Raw genomic sequence first — 19053 nt, 5'->3', positions numbered from 1 at the left:
ATGTCGATAACCCAACGTTTGGACCTGCGGCAGAGCCAAAGTCTGGTGATGACGCCGCAATTGCAACAGGCGATCAAGCTGTTGCAGCTTTCCAGCATGGATCTGGCTGCCTATGTCGAGACCGAGTTGGAACAAAACCCGATGCTGGAGCGCGACGAAGGGCTTTCCGCCGGGCGTGAAGAAGGCGGGCCGCAGGAGGATGTCGCGCAGGGCGATGTGTCGCGCACGGATAGCGCCGATCTGCTATCCCCCGACGCGATGCCTGGCGCTGGGGCTGAAAGCCCGCTGGATACAGATTATTCCAACAATTATGATGGCGAGATCGCGGGGCCTGGTGTTGAGCCAGGCGGGGCCTATACCGCATCCAGTGGCGGCACTGATTTTTCCAGACGGGGGGCAGATGAAGACCTGCCTGACCTGGAAGCGACGCTCAGCCGCGGTCGTACCCTGACGGAGCATTTGGAAGAGCAGATCCAGGTTGATCTTGGATCCCCACGGGAACGCCTGATCGGGCGATATCTTGTTGATTCACTGGATGAAAATGGGCGATTCACAGATGATTTGGAAGATGTCGCCCAGCGCCTGGGATGTGATGCCACAGAAGTCGAAGCGGTTCTGCTGCAAATGCAGCGCTTTGATCCGCCCGGCATTTTCGCGCGGGATCTAAAGGAATGTCTGCGGCTGCAATTGGAAGATCAGAACCGCTATGATCCTGCCATGGCGGCGCTGTTGGACAATCTGGACCTTCTGGCACGGCAGGAAGTATCGAAACTGTTGAAAATCTGTGGCGTCGATTCAGAAGATCTGACCGATATGGTTGCGGAAATTCGGTCCCTGAACCCGCGACCGGCGGCAGAATATGGTTTTGAGCCATCGCAGACGGTGATCCCTGATGTCATCGTCAAGGTCGCGCCCGATGGGGATTGGACGATAGAGCTTAACCAGGATTCCCTGCCGAAAGTCCTGGTCAACGAGCGTTATTATGCCCGTGTCGCGAAGGGGACCCGCGACAAGGAAGCCCGTGATTTTGTTGCCGAGCGATTCCACACGGCCAATTGGTTGGTAAAAAGCCTGCAACAGCGCGCCACCACGATCCTTAAAGTTTCAACGGAAATAGTCCGTCAGCAATCCGCCTTTCTGCATCATGGCGTGGGCCATTTGAAGCCCCTGATTCTGCGCGATATTGCAGAAGCCATTGAGATGCACGAATCAACGGTCAGTCGGGTTACCTCCAACAAGTATATGTCGACCCCACGTGGCTTGTTTGAGCTGAAATATTTCTTTACCACCGCGATTGCGGGCACGACAGGTGATACGCATTCTGCGGAAACCGTGCGGCACCGGATACGGACTTTGATCGATGCAGAGCTACCAAACGCCGTTTTATCAGATGATCGGCTGGTGGAACTGCTGAATGCTGATGGAATTGATATTGCCCGAAGAACGGTAGCAAAATACCGTGAGGCGATGAAAATTGCATCTTCAGTACAACGTAGACGACAGAAGCGTGCCAGTTTGTAAGTTAAAATTTATTGAATTAAATCAATAGATTGATCTGTTTTTGGCTCCGCAATAGGGGCCTTAACATAAAAATTCAATTTTCTGATTTCTCGTTATTGGATGCCCGTTGTAAAGCGGCACCTGCCAAACCAAATGCATAATATGAAAAAAATAAGATGCAGGGCGATGTGATTTCGCAGTAGCATTCTCAATCAAAGGATGGCCCAGTCAGTATCGGGTCTCTTCGATACGCGGGCCGTCAAAATCAGTCGCCGGTTATACGGCGCGATCAGAACCGTGAAAGGGTAACGGACCCACTATGCAACTCTCCATCAAAGGTAAACAGGTTGATATTGGCGATGCGCTGCGCACGCATATCGACACCACGCTGCCCGATGCGATTGGGAAGTATTTTGACAACACGACGGATGCGACCGTCACCATTTCCAAGGATGGCGGACGGTTTGCCGCCGATATCCAGGTCCATGTGTCCAAGCGCGTTTTGGTGCATGCCCATGGTGCCGGAAATGACGCATATGGGGCATTGGAAGAAGCAACCGAACACGTAACCAAACGATTGCGCCGGTACAAACGTCGTTTGCGCGATCACAAAGGGCGCCTCAGCACGGCAGATGCCTTGCCCGCGCTGCAATATGTGTTGCAGGCAGAACCAGAGCCGAAAGAGGATGAATCGAACGAGCAGGATGAACCAATCATCGTTGCGGAAATGCCAACAGAGGTCGAAAGTATGACCGTTGGGGAAGCAACAATGCGGATGGATTTGGCCAGCCATTCAGCGTATATGTTTCGAAATACGAAGAATGGGCGGATCAATATGGTCTATGTCCGGCCGGATGGGAATATTGGCTGGGTCGATCCCCAGTCGGGTGCGTAGCCAGTCCGGCGCATGGCCAGGCTGGTGCATGGCAAGGCTGGTGACAAGTTTGTCTGGAGAATAACCCGCTTGGCGTGTAGTCAGTTTGGTGTGTAATCAGTCTGGTGCTTGTTTTGGGTACGTGAATCCTGCTGTCTGGCGCCGGTTGGGTGGCAAATTGAACAGGTTCTGACGTAAAAGGGCTTTTAATTGGCAAGTTGGGTGCTTAAAACCCCTGGCAATCATGGACCCACATGGCGGGTGCGCTATTTTGTGCAGTTGGTCGTGTGGTCAAACAAACGAAACAGAGCGAACTGTCATGGAATTGTGTGATCTTTTGTCTGCCGATGCAGTGATTGAAAAACTGAACGTCACGTCAAAGAAACAAGCCTTACAAGAAATTGCGCGCCGGGCGGCTTCCATAACGGGCCTGGATGAGCGGGCGATTTTTGACACCCTCCTGGAGCGGGAGCGTTTGGGCACGACAGGCGTAGGGCATGGAATTGCCATCCCGCACGGCAAGTTGCAGGGGATCGAACATCCGGTCGGGATCTTTGCGCGCCTGGCGAAATCCATTGATTTCGATGCAATTGATGACCAGCCGGTTGATATCATCTTTGCCCTGCTGGCCCCGATTGAAGCGGGTGCGGATCACCTGAAGGCGCTGGCCCGGGTGTCGCGTTTGCTGCGGGATCGGGACATTTGTGAAAAACTGCGGGGTTCGGACCGGTCCGATGCGCTGTATGGACTGTTAACAGAACCATCGGCCACCAGCCACGCGGCGTAATCATCTGTAACAGATTTGGTCTTCAGTTTGACCCCCGGATGAGCCTGATAGGGTTGTTCGGGGGTTTTGCTATAATAGGCTACCGATCTTTGATTATCTGATCCTTGGGGATCTTGCAGATTCTCTGATAGGCTTTCGCTATGGATGAGAAAAACAGTATAGCGCGCAACACAGCCGCAAAAGATCGAAAAAGCGCGGGTGGAAAACAATCCGGCCCAAAACCGGTTACGCCGGAACGCCTGGGAAAAATCGCCTTACATTATCTGGAACGCTATGCGTCCAGTGCGGAGAATCTTCGTCGGGTGCTGATGCGCCGTGTTCTTCGATCTGCGCAATTGCATGGCACTGACAGTCAGGCCTTGGCGGATTCGGTGGATGATTTGATCCAGCGCTATCAATCGTCCGGTCTGCTGGATGATACGGCTTATGCCCTGGGACGATCCGCCAGTTTGCATCGGCAGGGTAAATCCACCAGGGCAATCCAACAGACCCTGTCGGTAAAAGGCGTGGACGGGGATACCGTTGGGGTCGCCCTGGAGGCCTTGCGGGAAGAGGTCGGTCCTGATCTGGATCTGCGCGCGGCGGTTCAATATGCCAGACGGCGCCGGCTTGGACCCTGGCGGCGGGATGGCCGGGAAGAAGCCCGCGAAAAAGATCTTGCCGCCTTGGGGCGTCAGGGCTTTGGATATGATATTGCGCGCCATGTCATAGGGGCGGAAACACCACAGCAGCTTGAGGATGAGCTGGATACCAGCGTTGAGGAGCCCCAAAACTGACCCCAGATCTGCGAATTTCGTGCCGCGGCAATCAAGAATTCAGCCTGCCAGCCGGTCGTACCGCGCTTCTGGTGATCGATATGCAGCGGGATTTTATCGATCCGGACGGTATGTGTGCGGCGTTAGGCGATGATCCGGCGTTGTTGCGCGCCATCGTACCGCGTATCCGCAGGCTGAGTGACTGGGCCAGGGCACAAGGCCTGTGCCTGATACATACACGGGAAGGCTATGCGCCCGACCTGTCTGATATGCACCCGGCGAAACGCGTCCGGTATGGGATGAAGAGCCCGGGGGCAATTTCAGATGGACCACTGGGGCGGTTTCTGATCCGGGGTCAGCCGGGTCATGATTTCATTGCCGATCTTCAGCCTGAACCGACAGAAACCGTCATCGATAAGCCGGGATTCAGCGCCTTTTATAGCACCGATCTGCACGCCTATCTGAACAGTCAGGGGATCACCCATCTGATACTGTGTGGCGTTACCACGTCCTGTTGCGTGCAATCGACCCTGCGGGCGGCAGTGGATTTGGGGTATGAATGCCTGACCGTCGCGGATTGCTGTGCGGCGCTGGAAATGGACGATCATGATCGCGCCCTGGATCTGATCGCCAGCGAGGGTGATTTGTTCGGCAATGTCTGTGATTTGAAGGACCTGGCGGGGCCCTTGCCCCATCGCCCCTTTGCCGGGAAAATTCGCCCAATGGAAGACGCAGATGGAGCAAAGGTGCTGGATTTATACGCCCAGGGCATCGCGACAGGCCACGCGACATTTCAGGACCATCCTGGGGATTGGGCGGGGTTCTCTGCTGGGAAACTGCCGCATCCTCGGCTGGTGGCGCAGTCTGGCGATGGTGACATTCAGGGGTTTGCCGTGCTTTCCCCCACCTCTGTCCGGCCGATTTATCGGGGCATTTGCGAAGTATCGATCTATATCGCGGAAAAGGCCCGTGGGCAGGGGGTTGGTCATGCGCTGATGGCGGCCCTGGTGTCTGCCAGCGACGCGGCGGGGCTGTGGAGTCTGACCGCTGGTATTTTCCCGGAAAACAAGGCAAGCCTGATCCTGCATGCCGCCCATGGGTTTCGGTGTATGGGGCGCCAAAGAGGGGCAGGTATCATGCCTTATGGACCAATGGCCGGACAATGGCGGGATGTTTTGAAATTGGAGCGTCGGACACGCCAGAGCACTTGCCGATAGGCTGTTGCGGGGCTATGGAGACGCTATGCCAATATACAAAACGATTTTGATCCTGCCCGATGAGGCTTCGGTTTTCCCCTTTCAGGAAGCGGTGGAAGACTATGCCTTGGGAACCGCCGCCTTTGAATGGGAAGGCGGCCCCAAGTGGTCGCTGGAATTCTATACCGATGGCCTGCCGCCCATGGCAGATTTGGAGCCCCGACTGATTTCGGCAGCGCAACAGGCTGGTATTACAAATCCAGATCCCATTGTTGCGCCCTTACCCGATATCGATTGGGTTGCCGAAAATCAAAAAAGCTTCCAGCCGATCCGTGCCGGGCGGTTTTTTGTGCATCAGGAATTTCATGAAGACCCCATTCCTGCCGGGTCGGTTCCCCTGGTCGTGAATGCCGGGACCGCCTTTGGCACAGGAACCCATGCCACAACATGGGGCTGTCTGGTGATGATTGATTACCTGCTGCGCATGGGAATCCGCCCCGGTCGCGCCCTGGATTTGGGCTGTGGAACGGCGATTCTGGCGATGGCGTTGTGTAAAACGCTTCATCAGGCCCGCGTCGTCGGCAGTGACATTGATCCAGAAGCGGTGCGTGTGGCGCGGGAAAACGGTCAGATCAATGGTATCCTGCCGCCCCATTTGCGCCTGACCACGGCCAATGGTCTAGGGCATCCGGTCATCCGCCAGGGCGGCCCCTATGACCTGATTGTCGCCAATATTCTGGCGCGCCCCCTGATGTTGCTGTCGCGCGACATCATCCGCGCGACAGCACCGGGTGGACTGATCATTCTGTCAGGCCTGCTGGTTCAGCAGGAAGCGATGGTCCTGGGCGCGTATCGTATGCAAGGCTTCAGCCTGCGCGCCAAACAGCGGCGGGACGGCTGGTCCGCCTTATTGCTGGGCCGGTAAGCCCAAGCTCCAACCTTTAACGACTGGCTTTGGCGGACAGGGCATTGTCAATGTGCAGAACATGCATCAGGCTTTTAAAGCCCCGTACGATCATGTCCCGAAGGGCGATGCTTTGCAGTCGGCGGCCTTCGTGGGCCATGCGCATTACTTCGTCATAATCAATCGGTTCGTAGTCTAAGTCAGGGTTTGGCGTGCTCATAATTTGGTGCTCCTCAGAGAGTTGCGGTTTGTATTGCAATGCACAATTTTCATATTGCACTGCACAATAAGATGGTACAAAGAAAGCACCTTGTGAAGTTGGGTATGCCTCAAATCCCTTGTGCATTGTAGGAACAAATAGATGGATATCGCCCCGCAGATGTTGTTATTCGCTAAAGTCGTCGAAGATGGCGGGTTTTCTGCGACCGCACGTCGTCAGGGCCTGACCCCCTCTGCCATCAGCAAACAGATCAGCCAGTTGGAAGACCGCCTGGGGGTGCGCCTGCTGAACCGATCCACGCGGCGCATGTCTTTGACTGAAGAAGGAAAAGTCTTTTACGACCGCTGTGTCGAGATATCGACCAAAGTTGCCGATGCAGAAGCGGCTATCGTGTCCCTGGGCAGCCATCCGCAGGGGACATTACGGGTCGCATCCACGGTGGCATTCGGCAAAATGCAGCTACTCCCTTTGCTGCCGCTCTTTCTGGAAAAAAACCCGGATGTGCGGGTGGCGCTGGAACTGTCTGACCGCCCGATTGATTTTGTCGCAGAGCAGGTCGACGTTGCCATTCGATTTACGGAACAGATTGACGATGACACGCTGGTGGTGCGCAAGCTGGCCCCCAATCGCCGGGTTTTCTGTGCTGCGCCAGACTATATCGCCGCGCATGGCATTCCTGAAACTCCCGATGATCTGGCCGCGCATAATTGTCTGACCCTGTCGACGGTCGCGCGATGGAATGACTGGCAGTTCACCACACCTACGGGCCCGAAGATCTATCGGGTGAAGGGAAATTTCGAAGCAAACAGCGCCGATGCCGTCTATCACGCGACCCTGGCCGGGATTGGCATTTCGCGTCTTTCAACCTATCTGATCGGACCGGATCTGCGCGCTGGACGGCTGGTGCGGGTGTTACCGGATCACGCCGATGAAGGATCTGATATTCTGGCGGTTTACTCGGATCGGCGGAATCTGTCGCCAAAAGTCCGGGCCTTTGTCGATCACATGGCGGAAAGCTATGGCGATCCGCCGCCCTGGGAATGGGATGGGGCAGAGTCCTTTGGTGCCGTTGCAAAGCCGGATTAGCCCCCGAAATCTATTTCAGGGGGGCGTATCTGCAATTTCTGGCGGTTGCAGCACCGGGTCGGTGTCCCTATATACCCCCTTGAAGTCTTAACCACGGCGTCACAATTAAAGGCGATCCGATCACATTTCTGAAGGGGCATCTAGGAAGCGCTGGAATCAGGCTTGGTGATGTCCGCTTAACACTGGAGGTAAACAATGGGTAAAGTAATTGGTATTGACTTGGGCACCACAAATTCCTGCGTCGCAGTGATGGAAGGGTCCAATGCAAAGGTTATTGAAAATGCCGAAGGCGCGCGCACGACGCCGTCTATGGTCGCGTTCACCGAAGACGGCGAACGTCTGGTCGGCCCGGCTGCTAAGCGCCAGGCTGTGACCAACCCGGAAAGCACGCTGTATGCGATCAAACGTCTGATCGGGCGCCGCTTCAGCGATGCAGAAGTCAAAAAAGACATCAAGAACGCCCCCTTCAAGATCATCAAAGCCGATGGCGGCGATGCCTGGGTTGAAGTGCGTGGCGAAAAATACGCTCCGTCCCAAATCTCTGCGATGATTTTGCAGAAAATGAAGGAAACCGCCGAAAGCTATTTGGGCGAAACCGTTGATCAGGCGGTGATTACCGTCCCGGCTTACTTTAATGACAGCCAGCGCCAGGCGACCAAGGATGCGGGTAAGATCGCAGGCCTTGACGTGCTGCGCATCATCAACGAGCCGACTGCCGCTGCCCTGGCCTATGGCCTGGAAAAGAAGGGTTCTGGCACGATCGCTGTCTATGACTTGGGCGGTGGGACGTTTGACGTGTCGGTTCTGGAAATCGGCGATGGCGTGTTCGAAGTGAAATCCACCAACGGGGATACGTTCCTGGGCGGGGAAGACTTTGACCAATCCATCATCGACTATCTGGCGGATGAGTTCAAAAAAGAGCAAGGCATCGACCTGCGCACCGACAAGCTGGCGCTGCAGCGTTTGAAGGAAGCCGCTGAAAAAGCGAAGATTGAATTGTCTTCGTCCACACAGACCGATGTGAACCTGCCCTTTATCACGGCGGACGCTTCTGGTCCGAAGCACCTGAACATCAAGATCAGCCGCTCCAAGCTGGAAAGCCTGGTTGGCGACCTGGTCAAGCGCACCGTTGGCCCATGTAAGGCCGCGTTGAAAGATGCCGGGCTGAAAGCCTCTGAGATCGATGAAGTCATCCTGGTTGGCGGTATGACCCGCATGCCCAAGGTGATCGAAACGGTTAAGGAAATCTTCGGCAAAGACCCGCATCGCGGCGTGAACCCCGATGAAGTGGTTGCCATCGGCGCGGCCATTCAGGCAGGCGTTCTGCAGGGCGACGTGAAAGACGTGCTGTTGCTGGACGTGACCCCGCTGTCGCTGGGTATCGAAACCCTGGGCGGTGTGTTTACCCGTTTGATCGACCGCAACACGACGATCCCGACCAAGAAATCGCAGGTCTTCTCCACGGCGGAAGACAATCAGTCTGCCGTGACGATCCGCGTCTTCCAGGGTGAACGGGAAATGGCGGCGGATAACAAGCTGTTGGGTCAGTTCGACCTGGTCGGTATTCCGCCCTCACCGCGTGGCATGCCCCAGATTGAAGTCACGTTTGATATCGACGCCAACGGCATCGTCAACGTGTCTGCGAAAGACAAGGGCACGGGCAAGGAACAGCAGATCCGCATCCAGGCCTCTGGCGGTCTCTCAGATGATGAGATCGAGCAGATGGTGAAGGATGCCGAAACCAACGCTGACAGTGACAAGCAACGCCGCGCCCTGGTTGAAGTGCGCAATGCCGCAGACAGCGCAATTCACACCACGGAAAAGGCTCTGGCCGATCATGGCGACGCCCTGTCCGGGGATGAAAAGCAGGCGATCGAAGATGCGATTGCGGCCTTGAAGGAAGCCAAGGACGGCGATGATGTCGAAGACATCAAGGCCAAGACTGACGCCGTTGCACAGGCATCCATGAAGCTGGGCGAAGCCATGTATAAGGCGGCCCAGGCTGAAGGCGGCGACGGGGATATGGGCTCTGATGGGCCTTCTGCCGGTAGCCAGGAAGAAACTGTCGTTGACGCCGACTTCGAAGAAGTCGACGACGACAAGAAAGACAAATCCTAACCATCACACGGGAAAAGGCCCCGTCGCTTGATCGCGGCGGGGCCTCACCCTATACGGGGAGAGGGTTATGTCTAAGGCTGATTTTTATCAAACGCTTGGGGTCCAGAAAGGCGCGTCCGCGGACGAGCTGAAAAAGGCCTATCGCAAGCTCGCCATGCAGTATCACCCGGATCGCAATCCCGGTGATGCAGCAGCGGAAGCGAAGTTCAAGGAAGTCGGAGAGGCCTATGAGGTCCTCAAAGACGAACAAAAGCGCGCGGCCTATGATCGCTTTGGCCATGAAGCCTTTGAACAGGGCGGAATGGGCGGTCGCGGTGGTCAGGCTGGGGCTGGCTTTGGCGGTTTTACCGACATATTCGAAGAAATGTTTGGCGATTTCATGGGCGGTGGCGGTGGTCGCGGTCGTGGCGGCCAGCGCGCGTCGCGCGGTGCGGATCAGCGCTTTAACCTGGAAATTGCTCTGGAAGATGCCTTCAAGGGCCGCACGGTTGAAATCAAGGTTCCAACGGCTGTCACCTGTGATGTCTGCGACGGAAATGGCGCAGAAGATGGGGCCAAGCCTGTCACGTGTGGTACCTGTGGCGGCGATGGCAAGGTGCGCGCCAGCCAGGGCTTCTTTACCATCGAACGCACCTGCCCGACCTGTCAGGGGCAAGGCCAGGTTATTGATAAGCCCTGCAAGAAATGCTCCGGCTCCGGGCGCATGCACAAGGACAAGTCGCTTAGCGTCAACATCCCGAAAGGGGTTGAGGAAGGCACCCGCATTCGCCTGACCGGCGAAGGGGAGGCGGGCCTGCGCGGCGCGCCACCGGGGGATTTGTACATCTTCCTGTCAATCAAACCCCATAAATTGTTTCAGCGGGAAGGTGAGAACCTGTTCTGCCGTGTGCCGATCAGCATGGCCGACGCTGCCCTGGGCGGGGAAATTGAAGTCCCCACCATCGAAGGGGGCCGCGCCAAGGTGAAGGTGCCGGAAGGCACACAAACCGCCCAGCGCTTCCGCCTGCGCGGCAAGGGCATGCCGGTCCTGCACACCCAGAATCGCGGCGATATGTATATCGAACTGGCGGTCGAAACCCCGATGAACCTGACCCGACGGCAGAAAGAACTGCTGAAAGAATTCCGCGACGAGGGCAAAGGCAAAAACACCAGCCCTGAAACCGACGGATTCTTCACCAAGGTCAAAGAATTCTGGGATGATCTGACGGAGTAATACCAACTGCGTGCGCCCTTGACCAATCGGCTGGATTTCCGTCTAAAGGGAGCCGGTTTTATTGGGAATGGGAGGTTCTGGAATGTCTGACGGGATTCTGAACATTGCGATCATGGGGGCCGGGGGTCGCATGGGGCAGATGCTGGTGCGCGAAGTGACCGCGACCGAGGGCTGTCATGTCATTGGGGCGACGGACCGTGAAGGCTCCCCCCATATCGGTGAAGACGCTGGCAGTCTTGCCGGGATCAAGGCCTTGGGCGTTGTGATCGAGGATGATCCTGCCCCGGTGATCGCCCGCGCCCATGCCGTGATTGATTTCACGACGCCCGCTGCGACGGTAGAGCATACCCGCCTCTGCGCCCAGGCCAATGCCGCCCATATTGTCGGCACGACCGGGCTTTCAAAGGAAGATGAAGCGGCTTTGGAATTGGCGTCGCGCCATTCTGCGGTGGTCTATGCCCCCAATATGTCTGTTGGGGTGACCTTGCTGATGGCATTGACGGAAAAGGTCGCCGCTGTTCTGGGCCCCGATTATGATATCGAGGTTCTGGAAATGCACCATCGCCACAAGGTGGATGCGCCCTCCGGGACCGCGCTGGGCCTGGGGAAGGCCGCTGCCAAAGGGCGTGGCGTGGATCATGATGCCGCCGCCATTTATGCCCGCCAGGGTCATACCGGCGCGCGCAAAGAAGGGACGATTGGCTATGCCACCTTGCGCGGTGGCGATGTTGTCGGTGACCATACAGTGATGTTTGCTGGAGAGGGTGAGCGTATCGAGATCGGCCACAAAGCCTCCAGCCGTCAGGTCTTCGCCGCCGGTGCCCTGCGCGCCGCCCGCTGGGCCCACAGCCAGCCCTATGGTTTGTATTCCATGCGGGATGTCCTGGGGTTGGATTGATCTAAATTTGTAATGTCTGTTTCGCAGTCCCCCTTGAGGGGAGAGGACGCCTTTGTTTGCTCCCTCCCCCTTTAGGGGGGAGGGTTGGGGTGGGGGTGACAAGGCCGCAAGGCCTTCGCCTGCATCAGACTGGATTGCGGAGGAGAGAGCACCCCCCTCCCAACCTCCCCCCCTCAAGGGGGGAGGGGTAAAATATGGGGCTCCCCCCCTCAAGGGGGGAGGGGTAAAATATGGGGCTCCCCCCTCAAGGGAGGAGGAGAAAAATATGCGGCTCCCCCCACCTCAAAGGGGAGAGGAGGAATTGACTATGTCTGTTGGGCAGGTCGTTCAGGGTCCCTAGATTTTCAGAAAATCTATAATCTTCTGTGCCACCATGTCGGGTTTTTCCAGACAGGGGAGATGGCCTGCCTGATTAATTACTTCATAGCGGGCATTGGGCATCAGGTCCGCCAGGGCGTTGACCAGTTCCGGTGGGGTTGCCAGATCGGCACTGCCGCACAGGCATAGGGTTTTCGCCTCTATCTGTGCAGTTGATTCCGTCAGGTCCGCATCGCGAATGGCGGCGCACAGGTCCATATAGCCCCGTGCCGGGATACGGGTCAGCATCGCCCAGGCGCCGTCATAGATCTCCGGGCTTGCCGCCTTGAAATTGGGGTCAAACCATCGCAGCAGCACAGCTTCAGCAATGGCAGACATGCCATCCTTCTGGACAGCGGCGATGCGGGGATTCCAGACATCCGGGCTGCCGATCTTATGGGCCGTATCACACAGGACAAGATTTGCTATGCGGTTCGGGGCCTTCGCAGCAACGCTTTGGGCGACCATGCCCCCGACGGAAAGACCAACCATATGGACGGTCGAAATGTCCAGCGCATCCAACAGGGCAATGAAATCATCTGCCAGTGCCTCAATGCTGACCGGACCATCCGACAGGGCCGTCAAACCGTGACCGCGCATGTCATAGCACAAGGTCCGCACGGTCTGGGGCAGGCGGTCAGTGACACCGTCCCAGATCCTGAAATCCGTTCCCAATGAGTTTGCAAAGGCGACAACCGGAGCATCCTCCCCGGCCGTTTCCGGCACAGTCAGGCGATAATGATGGGTGCACCCATTCACGGTTAAAAACTGCATTCTGAAACTCCTTTGCAAAAACATTTTAAGCTTGAAATATTTTCTCTCAAGCCCGACACTCTGCGCAACAGAAAAGAGGATACCGATGCCAGCTTTTGAGACAACGCGCAAAATTCTGTTTGAACATTGCGACCCGGCGGGCATTGTTTTTTATCCCCGCTATTTTGAAATGTTGAACAATGTTGTTGAGGAATGGTTCGAGGATTTCCTGGGGGTTTCTTTCGCCCAATTGCATGGGGAGCGCCACAGCGGCATTCCAACAGTTTCCCTGCAGGCGGACTTCAAGAAACCCAGCCGCCTGGGCGATGTTGTGACCTTTCGATATGGCATTGAAAAACTGGGTGGGTCCAGCCTGACGGCGCGGTTTGAAATTCATGGACCCGATGGGTTGCGCCTGTCGGGACAACAGGTCCTGGTGCATGTCGACATCAATGTGATGAAGCCAACCCCATTTCCGGATGATTTACGCGCAGGCCTGGAACGCACCAGAATAGACGTCAGCAATTAGGGTAAGGAAACCGATCATGCATCAGAAATTACATCCCAGCACCTGGAAGAAAGCCTCTGGTTATGCCAATGGCATCGAAGCACCAGCAGGGCGTACCCTGTTCCTGGGCGGTCAGATCGGTTGGACCGGCGATCAGGTCTTTGAAAGTGATGATTTCATTGAACAGGTCCGCCAGACCTTGAAGAACATCGTTGCGATCCTGGCGGAAGCCGGCGCGGGACCGGAACATCTGGTGCGTCTGACATGGTTTGTGACGGACAAACGCGAATATCTTGCCCGTTTGAAAGAAGTGGGCGAGGCCTATCGTGAGACTTTAGGGAAAAATTTCCCAGCCATGACCATGGTCCAGGTTGTTGCCTTGGTTGAAGACCGGGCAAAGGTCGAAATTGAAGCAACGGCGGTTCTGCCCGCATAAACTTTCACATCCCACTGCTTCGCACTTGACCCGAAGCCTTGTTCCGGGGAAAGGTCATAGCCCCTGACGAATTCAGTCACCAGGGGCCATCGGAGCATTCATCCATGTTAGGAATTCTTTCAGTCGGGCTGTTGATCGGCATGCAGCACGCGCTTGAGGCCGATCACGTCGCTGCGGTGTCCTGTATCGCCACGCGGGAGCGTTCCGTTGGGCGCATCGTGCGACACGGGGTTATCTGGGGCTTTGGTCACTGTCTGACCCTGATCGTCATCGCAGGCGGTGCGATCCTGTTCGGCGCGGCCCTGCCAGACCGGTTTTCCACCCTTTTGGAGGTTCTGGTCGGGGGAATGCTGGTTATGTTGGGGGGGCAGGTGATTTATCGGCTTGCGCGCGATCGGCTGCATTTTCATCGCCACCGTCACCAGGACGGCACCGTTCACCTACACGCCCATTCCCATGCGAAGGATGCCCTTCCGGTTCAGGACACACATCCCCAGGAAGTACATGCCCCGAAACATGATCACGGCCACCCGGCGGGATTGCCCTGGCGCACCTTGTTGATCGGCATGACCCATGGCATGGCGGGATCTGCGGCTCTGTTGGTCGTGACCGCGGCTGGGATGCAATCCAGTGCGCTTAGCTTCGCCTATATTGCTTTGTTTGGCGTTGGCTCTCTTGTGGGAATGGCCTTGCTGTCCTCCCTTATGGCCGTGCCTCTGGCCTGGTCGGCCCGCGCGATGACCTGGACACATCGGGGCCTGCAATCGGTCACCGGAACAGCGACAGCAGCGCTAGGCCTGTGGATCGCCGTAGAGGCTGTCAGCAAGCTTTAGTGTGGTTTCCGCGCCCGGAAATGATGCGGGCAATGTTCGCCAGAGTCCAAAACAACCAGCATCGCCTCCCAGGTATTGATCATACCCTGTAGGTCCTCTGCGCCAAGGGTCGCCTCAAACTTTTGGCGTTCGGGACCGACCAGACGCGCCAGTTCCTCTTTGGCGACATCCCGATACCAGGGATTCCGATTGGTCAATTGAATGTCGACGAATCCAGCCGCAGCCAGGGCGTCCCGATAGCGGGAGGGAGAGGCCATGCCGAACCCCAAATCTTCCTGTGCGATATAGGCGGCCATTTCCGGGCTGGGGTCGCCGTCATGGGATATCAACCAGTCCGAGGCGGCGAACCAGCCGCCAGAGCGCAGCACGCGAAAGGCATCCTGTGCTAAGGCGTGCTTGTCGGGAATGTGGACGATGGAATCCTTGCTGAAAACGATATCAACAGAGGCATCGGGCAGGGGAAAAGGGCCCGGTGTGACCTGGCGGATTTCGACGCGCTCCGTCAATCCCGCATCGGCAACACGACGTCTGGCATGGGCACAGACGGGTTCTTCCACATCCAGCCCGATGACTTTGCCCGCCTGATATTGCCCGGCCAGGGCAATTGTAATGCCGCCTGCGCCGCTGCCGACATCCACAATGGTCTTACCGGTAAGATCCAGCCCGGCCAGAATGCGCGCCACTTCTTCCGGTCCGCCAGGGCTCAGGAATCCCTCACCCCACAAAGCCTCCAGAAAGGCGATGTGGCGATCATCATAGTTTAAATCGTCATCCAGCATTGTCCTCTCCCAAAAGACTATGGGCGCAAAGGGTATGATCCCTTCGCGCCCACAGCAATTTCAATTTAACCACACAAACCAGGAATGGATTAGAACCCAGCCTTGATCTGTTCAAATTCAGCAATCATCTTTTCGCGCAATTCGGCCGGAACCGGGGCTTGCCACAAGGTCTTATCCCGGAAGGAATCGACATTGTCATAGCCCATGCTGGCCAATGTTGCCTGATCCATTGCATTCATAGCCGTTTGGTTGGAATGACCATAGCCCCAGGCATTGACCAGATAATCTGCAGTCTGTGAAGACAGCCAAGCATTCAGGAATGCATAGGCCTTGTCCTCACTGCCGCCGCCATTCTCCATCATGGAATACCCGCAGACCCAGGTGGAAAGTCCTTCATCCGTATCCCGTTTCATCGCAGCCGGATGCCCTTCAGCCTGCAGACGAACCGGCGTTTCATTCCACGCCCAGGCCAGGGAAACCTCACCCGAAGCCATGGCTTGCGCCAGGGTTGCACCATCCTGCCAATAGAAGCGGACATTTTTGTGCACTTCGCGCAGGAAGTCAGAGGCGGCTTTAAACTGCTCGTCAGTGGCCTTGGTCCAATCCGTCACGCCGGTCGCAAGAAAGGCCAGCGCATAGGCGTCATCCACATTGTCACCGATAGAGACCTTGCCCTGAAACTTCGGATTGGCGAAGGCCTTCAGGGATTGAACTTCGGATTCTTTGATCAGGTCGGTGCGATAGGTCAGCGCGGTGTTCCCCCAATCGATCGGCAGCATCCAAACTTTATCGCCTTCGACAAAGCCGGGCATGTCGCGCAGACCAGGATTCAGGTCCGCGAAATTATCGATACGCTTGGCATCCATTGGCTTGATCAAACCGGCATCTTTCCAGCGCGATACGCTTTGAGAGCACGGATGGGCCAAATCAGCCTGGAAACCAGCGCGCAGTTTCTGGAAGGCTTCTTCCTCATCGCCAAAAAAGGCAAAAGTCGGGGCTGCTCCATTTGCTTCTGTGAAACCCTTATAGAATTCCGGGTCTTCATAACCGGACCAGTCGAACACGACCAGTTCCGGATCAGCTGCCTGCGCAGATCCCCCTAGAATCCATGCGGCAGTCGCGGCGGCCAACGCCACTTTGATGGTGGTAAATCGCATTTTTAGTCTCCCTGTTCTTGTCATTCCCTAAATTGATTCCCTTCGACCGAATGCCGACAGGAACCGGTGGTCGCGCTTAAAACTCGGTCGCGACCAGACGTATCGCCTCCGACAGGATAGCGAACATATCGTCTATTTGTCCCTCAGTAATAACCAAAGGGGGCGAGAAAACGCACATATGGCCCAAGGGACGCACGATCAGGCCCAGTTCTTCACATTTCTGATCGACCTTGTTGCCAAATGCCTGCAAACGCTCAGCGCGGGTTTGATCGTCACTTGGGTCTACGGCGGCTTCGACACAGCCAACAAGACCCATTCCCCGTGTATCCCCGATATTGGGCAGATCGCGCAGGGCATTCAGCTTTTCCATGAACCGGGGGGAAATCGCCCGCACATGTTCCAGAATTTTCTCGTTCTCGATTATTTCGATATTCTTCAGGGCAGCGGCGCAGGAAACGGGATGCCCTGAATAGGTATAGCCGTTGTTGAAGAATGTGTTCTCATGACCTTCACCGCTGATCGGTTCCAGCAACCGGTCGGATATCAGGCAGGCACCAAGCGGCAGGTAGCCTGACGTGATGCCTTTGGCGCAGGTGATCATATCCGGTTGAATATCAAACACATCTTTCGACGCGAACCAATGCCCCAAGCGCCCAAAGGCCGTCACAACCTCGTCAGAGATATAGAGAATATCGTATTTATGGCACAGTTCCAGCGTCCGCTTGTGATAGCCGGGCGGGGGAATGATCACGCCACCGGATGCCAGGATCGGTTCGGCAATGAAGGCACCGATCTTGTCTGGACCGGTTTCCAGGATAAGCGCTTCCATCTCCGCCAGTTTGGCATCGCACCAATCGTCCAGGGATGTGCCCTTGGGGCGCAGATTGGGATTCACGTCGGATAACAGGCGCACGCGGTCTTTTTCGATATCCAGGTTGTTGCTGCCCTGATCGCGCCCGGTGACGGAAGCCGACAAATAGGTCGATCCATGATAGGCGCGTACCCGCGACAGGACGATCTTCTTGTCGCGACGACCCAGGCGATTGTTATAGAAATGCATAAAGCGGATGGCGGTATCGACGGCTGTTGAACCCCCGGTGGTGAAGAACACGGTGTTCAGGTCGCCCGGTGCCAGATCCGCCAGCTTTTTGGCCAGCAAGGCCGGTGGCGCGCTGGCCGTGTTCCATGGCGAATTATAGGACAGCTTCATGACCTGATCTGCAATCGCATCGGCCATATCCTGCCTGGCATATCCGATCTGGGAACACCACATGCCGCCGGGCCCGTCGATCAGTTTCCGCCCGTTCTGGTCATAGACATAGATGCCTTCCGCAGAGGCAGAGATGGTGCGATCCGCGCTGCCAAACTCCGCCATTCCTTCCCAGGGGTGCATGAAATGGGTGTTGTCATAATCGCGGATGGTTGCGGCTGAATTGCTAAGCGACTTCATAACGGGTGTCTCCAAAATATTGAACTTAATACAAGGCTGGTTAGCACAGGGCAGGCGGTGTCGCCGCGCGGCGCGGGTTGTTAAAGAAGGGACGGTCCGCAATTTTCGCCGGAACCATGGCGCGGTCATACTTCCCTTCCTTGTCATGATAGATCTCAACCTTGAGATCCGTCGTGATATCGATGCCAAAGGGGGCCTTCAGCATGGCCAGCGCCAGATTGCGTTTGCAGATCGGCGACCATAGGGCCGACGTGATCAGGCCGGCCTCCGTCTTCCCCTTGTGATAGACCAAGGCCTGATGGGCTGGCTTGTTCCCATCGATTTCCAGGGCGACCAGAGCATAACGTGGCCCAGTTTCCTTAGCCTTCAGCAAGGCGCGGCGGCCATTGAAATGCCCCTTATCGAAATGCACCAGCCAATCCAGGCCCAAATCAAACGGGGTGCGCCCCCGGGTCGGGCGCAGTGCATGATGAATGGATTGGAACTCAACACCAGTCACCATAAACCCGGCTTCAATGCGGGCCATATTCAGTGCGTCATAGCCAATCGGGCGTAACCCTAAATTCCGACCGGCGCTCATCAGTCGATCATACAGGGGCAGCGCATTTTCTGCGTCAGCCCACAGTTCGTATCCCAGATCACCTGTAAACCCGGTTCGGGAAATCATGATGTCACCATCGAAATGCTGAATATCAAAAGGCTTCATGCCCTCTGTGCCCTCAAAACCGGCGGCTTTCAGAACGGAATAGCTGGTTGGCCCCTGCATCGACAGGCCAACCACGGTCTCGCTTTCATCGGTCAGGGTGACATCAAAACCCCAGGCGACATCACACAGCCAGGTATATTGCGGTTCCTGACAGCACAGGCGGAAATGGGTGTCGGTGAAGCGGAAGATGGTTCCATCATCAATGGTACTGCCATCTTCGTCACACCAGACGGCATAGCCGACACGATTGTCCTTCAGCTTGCGCACATCCCGGGTCAGCAGACGATTGACCACGGTTAAGGCGTCGGGCCCTTCAATTCTGTATTTATGCATGGGCGATAGATCAAATAGGGTCGACTGATTGCGGATCGCGAAATATTCGCTTTCCACCGATTGAAACTTGCGGGCAGACAGGAACCCGGACCAGCCCATCCAATCCTGGGTGATATTCGCAGGTTCCAGACGCGCGTGGAAAGGGGTTGGCACCAAACCGCGTGGCACCTGGACGGGGGTCTGTCGCATG

19 protein-coding genes are annotated in these 19053 nt (G+C 56.4%); 13 read left to right on the top strand and 6 right to left on the bottom strand.

Going from position 1 to position 19053, the window contains the following annotated elements; genetic code table 11:
- The 6 genes from rpoN (at position 1) to ACOSDR_RS08575 (ending at position 6037) form a co-directional block, all read left to right on the top strand.
- Positions 1-1521, top strand: coding sequence for an RNA polymerase factor sigma-54 (gene rpoN, locus ACOSDR_RS08600; RefSeq protein WP_420723623.1), 1521 nt, complete (start codon positions 1-3; stop codon positions 1519-1521).
- 298 nt (positions 1522-1819) lie between these two features.
- Positions 1820-2395: a ribosome hibernation-promoting factor, HPF/YfiA family gene (hpf, locus tag ACOSDR_RS08595; protein WP_420723624.1), complete on the top strand. Its 576-nt coding sequence runs from the start codon at positions 1820-1822 to the stop codon at positions 2393-2395.
- 298 nt (positions 2396-2693) lie between these two features.
- A complete protein-coding gene (ptsN, locus tag ACOSDR_RS08590) occupies positions 2694-3161 on the top strand; it encodes a PTS IIA-like nitrogen regulatory protein PtsN (RefSeq protein ID WP_420723625.1) in 468 nt (155 codons plus the stop codon).
- A gap of 140 nt (positions 3162-3301) precedes the next feature.
- On the top strand, positions 3302-3937 hold the full coding sequence (locus tag ACOSDR_RS08585) for a regulatory protein RecX (RefSeq protein ID WP_420723626.1): 636 nt from the start codon (positions 3302-3304) through the stop codon (positions 3935-3937).
- Between the two features lie 71 nt (positions 3938-4008).
- Complete coding sequence (locus ACOSDR_RS08580) at positions 4009-5133, top strand: isochorismatase family protein (protein WP_420730966.1); 1125 nt, start codon at positions 4009-4011, stop codon at positions 5131-5133.
- A 25-nt stretch (positions 5134-5158) separates the two neighbouring features.
- Entirely contained in the window at positions 5159-6037 is an 879-nt protein-coding gene (locus tag ACOSDR_RS08575) for a 50S ribosomal protein L11 methyltransferase (protein ID WP_420723628.1), read from the top strand.
- 16 nt (positions 6038-6053) lie between these two features.
- Here ACOSDR_RS08575 and ACOSDR_RS08570 read toward each other — a convergent pair whose 3' ends face one another.
- Positions 6054-6236, bottom strand: a complete 183-nt coding sequence (locus ACOSDR_RS08570) for a hypothetical protein (protein WP_420723629.1) — start codon at positions 6234-6236, stop codon at positions 6054-6056.
- A 141-nt stretch (positions 6237-6377) separates the two neighbouring features.
- On the opposite strand from ACOSDR_RS08570, the gene ACOSDR_RS08565 reads away from it, so the two are divergent.
- The 4 genes from ACOSDR_RS08565 to dapB all read left to right on the top strand — a co-directional run bounded on the left by ACOSDR_RS08565 (position 6378) and on the right by dapB (position 11551).
- The gene (locus ACOSDR_RS08565) at positions 6378-7322 is read left to right on the top strand and encodes a LysR family transcriptional regulator (RefSeq protein WP_420723630.1); all 945 of its coding nucleotides are present in this window, start codon (positions 6378-6380) and stop codon (positions 7320-7322) included.
- Between the two features lie 195 nt (positions 7323-7517).
- On the top strand, positions 7518-9440 hold the full coding sequence (gene dnaK / locus ACOSDR_RS08560) for a molecular chaperone DnaK (RefSeq protein ID WP_420723631.1): 1923 nt from the start codon (positions 7518-7520) through the stop codon (positions 9438-9440).
- 67 nt (positions 9441-9507) lie between these two features.
- Positions 9508-10653, top strand: coding sequence for a molecular chaperone DnaJ (gene dnaJ, locus ACOSDR_RS08555; RefSeq protein ID WP_420730965.1), 1146 nt, complete (start codon positions 9508-9510; stop codon positions 10651-10653).
- A 97-nt stretch (positions 10654-10750) separates the two neighbouring features.
- The gene (gene dapB / locus ACOSDR_RS08550) at positions 10751-11551 is read left to right on the top strand and encodes a 4-hydroxy-tetrahydrodipicolinate reductase (RefSeq protein WP_420731063.1); all 801 of its coding nucleotides are present in this window, start codon (positions 10751-10753) and stop codon (positions 11549-11551) included.
- Between the two features lie 336 nt (positions 11552-11887).
- Here the strand turns inward: dapB and pcaD are convergent, their stop codons facing one another.
- A complete protein-coding gene (pcaD, locus tag ACOSDR_RS08545; RefSeq protein WP_420730964.1) occupies positions 11888-12682 on the bottom strand; it encodes a 3-oxoadipate enol-lactonase in 795 nt (264 codons plus the stop codon).
- An 85-nt stretch (positions 12683-12767) separates the two neighbouring features.
- On the opposite strand from pcaD, the gene ACOSDR_RS08540 reads away from it, so the two are divergent.
- From ACOSDR_RS08540 to ACOSDR_RS08530, 3 genes are all read left to right on the top strand, one after another.
- The gene (locus ACOSDR_RS08540) at positions 12768-13190 is read left to right on the top strand and encodes an acyl-CoA thioesterase (RefSeq protein WP_420726143.1); all 423 of its coding nucleotides are present in this window, start codon (positions 12768-12770) and stop codon (positions 13188-13190) included.
- Between the two features lie 16 nt (positions 13191-13206).
- The gene (locus tag ACOSDR_RS08535) at positions 13207-13605 is read left to right on the top strand and encodes a RidA family protein (protein ID WP_420726144.1); all 399 of its coding nucleotides are present in this window, start codon (positions 13207-13209) and stop codon (positions 13603-13605) included.
- A gap of 104 nt (positions 13606-13709) precedes the next feature.
- Positions 13710-14438, top strand: coding sequence for a hypothetical protein (locus ACOSDR_RS08530; RefSeq protein WP_420730963.1), 729 nt, complete (start codon positions 13710-13712; stop codon positions 14436-14438).
- Here ACOSDR_RS08530 and ACOSDR_RS08525 read toward each other — a convergent pair.
- The 4 genes from ACOSDR_RS08525 to ACOSDR_RS08510 form a co-directional block, all read right to left on the bottom strand.
- Positions 14435-15217, bottom strand: a complete 783-nt coding sequence (locus ACOSDR_RS08525; protein ID WP_420730962.1) for a methyltransferase domain-containing protein — start codon at positions 15215-15217, stop codon at positions 14435-14437. The genes ACOSDR_RS08530 and ACOSDR_RS08525 overlap by 4 nt on opposite strands.
- A gap of 89 nt (positions 15218-15306) precedes the next feature.
- Complete coding sequence (locus ACOSDR_RS08520; RefSeq protein ID WP_420730961.1) at positions 15307-16374, bottom strand: ABC transporter substrate-binding protein; 1068 nt, start codon at positions 16372-16374, stop codon at positions 15307-15309.
- A 76-nt stretch (positions 16375-16450) separates the two neighbouring features.
- Positions 16451-17824 carry an aminotransferase gene (locus tag ACOSDR_RS08515; protein WP_420730960.1) on the bottom strand — a complete coding sequence of 458 codons (1374 nt, stop codon included), beginning with the start codon at positions 17822-17824 and terminating at the stop codon, positions 16451-16453.
- 40 nt (positions 17825-17864) lie between these two features.
- Complete coding sequence (locus tag ACOSDR_RS08510) at positions 17865-19052, bottom strand: aminomethyltransferase family protein (protein WP_420730959.1); 1188 nt, start codon at positions 19050-19052, stop codon at positions 17865-17867.
- Position 19053 lies beyond the last annotated feature (1 nt).

Source organism: Hwanghaeella sp. 1Z406, assembly GCF_048892425.1.
GTDB lineage: Bacteria > Pseudomonadota > Alphaproteobacteria > UBA8366 > Aestuariispiraceae > Pacificispira.
The sequence above is the reverse complement of the archived record's forward strand: the minus strand, read 5'-3'. Positions and strand labels throughout refer to the sequence as shown.